The organism is Ideonella azotifigens (assembly GCF_006519715.1).
GTDB lineage: Bacteria > Pseudomonadota > Gammaproteobacteria > Burkholderiales > Burkholderiaceae_C > Ideonella > Ideonella azotifigens.
The window spans coordinates 1-1,270 of record NZ_VIDT01001091.1 but is presented as its reverse complement, the minus strand read 5'-3'; the positions used below and the strand labels follow the sequence as shown (position 1 = coordinate 1,270).

The following is a 1,270-nucleotide window of genomic DNA, read 5'->3' as shown; positions in this document are numbered from 1 at the left end:
CGTACGGCGGCGCGCCGGCCAGCATCACCAGCGCCAGCGTCGAGGGCTCTGCGCGGAAGCTGGTCATCTCGCCGTCGGCATTGCGGGCCTGGGCGTCGAACGGATGGGCGCGCAGCAGGTCCAGTGCAGGCTGGATGTGGTCCATGCCGCTGCCGGGCAAGGCAGCGCAGTACGGGGAGCGGGCGCAGACCTGGTTGAACGCGTTGTTCATCGTCGGCGCGAAATACGGGTACCAGGGCGACTCGCCGCCGACCATGGGCACAGGGTAGGCCGAATCCAGCACGACGGAGCGCAGCAAGGACGGATGCCGGTAGGCGAAGACCTGGCTGAAGTAGGTGCCGTAGGAGTCGCCATAGAGGTCGACCGAGCTGCGCTCAAGCGCCGCCAGCACTGCGGCCAGGTCGTCTGCCGCGTAGGCGCTGCTGTAGAGCGGCGCGCTGGCGCCCAGCTGGCGGCCGCAGGCGGCGATGTCGGCAACGGTCGGCCCGCCGCTGCGGTGTTCGGTCTGCAGGCGCGGGCAGTCGACGGCTTGTGAGCCGCCGGTGCCGCGGTTGTCGACCAGCAGCAAATCCTTGCTGTCCATCAGCGGCCACAGCAGGCGCAGGTAGGCGCTGCGCGTGCCGCTGGACGGATAGCCAGGCCCGCCTTCGACGGCGACAAAGGTACCTGTGGCCGGCTGGTCCGCCAGGTGGCGGCGGTAGAGCTCGAAGCGGATGGCGATGGTGCCGGGCACCGTGCCGGTGGGGTCGAAGGGGCGGTCCAGCCGGCCACAGTAGGCGATCTCGTGGCAGCGTTCCAGTGTCAGGCTGCCGACCTGGATCTGGCTGGGCCCAACCGCCATGTCCGGCCAGGCAGGGACCGGTTTCGCGAGGCGCTGCGCAGCGCCCTGCGCAGCAGCGGTGACACAGGCAAGGGCCAGCAGCAGCAAAGGCCGGCAGGCGAACTTCAGGGACTCTTGCAGGCGCATGCGGAACCTTGTCACAACGGTGGGCAGCAGTATCCGCGCCAGCAAAAACGCGGCCACCCTCGCGTTAACCCATCCCCCTACTTTGCTCGCCGAAAGACCGGCAAGCGGGAGAGCGAGCGTGCAAGAATTTTTCGCATTGCGTCACCTTCCACGGGAGCGATCCATGGCCATGGTTTCTAGTCTGCGCATGCTGGCTCGCCTGAGCGCCAAGCTCGTCATCGGCGGCCTGCTGCAGGTCGCCAACGTCCAGGCCACCGAAGCGCCTGCGGCCAGCATGGTGGCCGCCCCCACGCTGTCACTGGC

General features: G+C 68.7%; 1 protein-coding gene. It reads right to left on the bottom strand.

Annotated features, from left to right (window positions below; genetic code table 11):
* Positions 1-967: alpha/beta fold hydrolase (locus FKP22_RS30795; RefSeq protein WP_141291983.1), on the bottom strand; the 967-nt coding region annotated here is incomplete at its 3' end.
* Between the last annotated feature and the right edge of the window lie 303 nt (positions 968-1,270).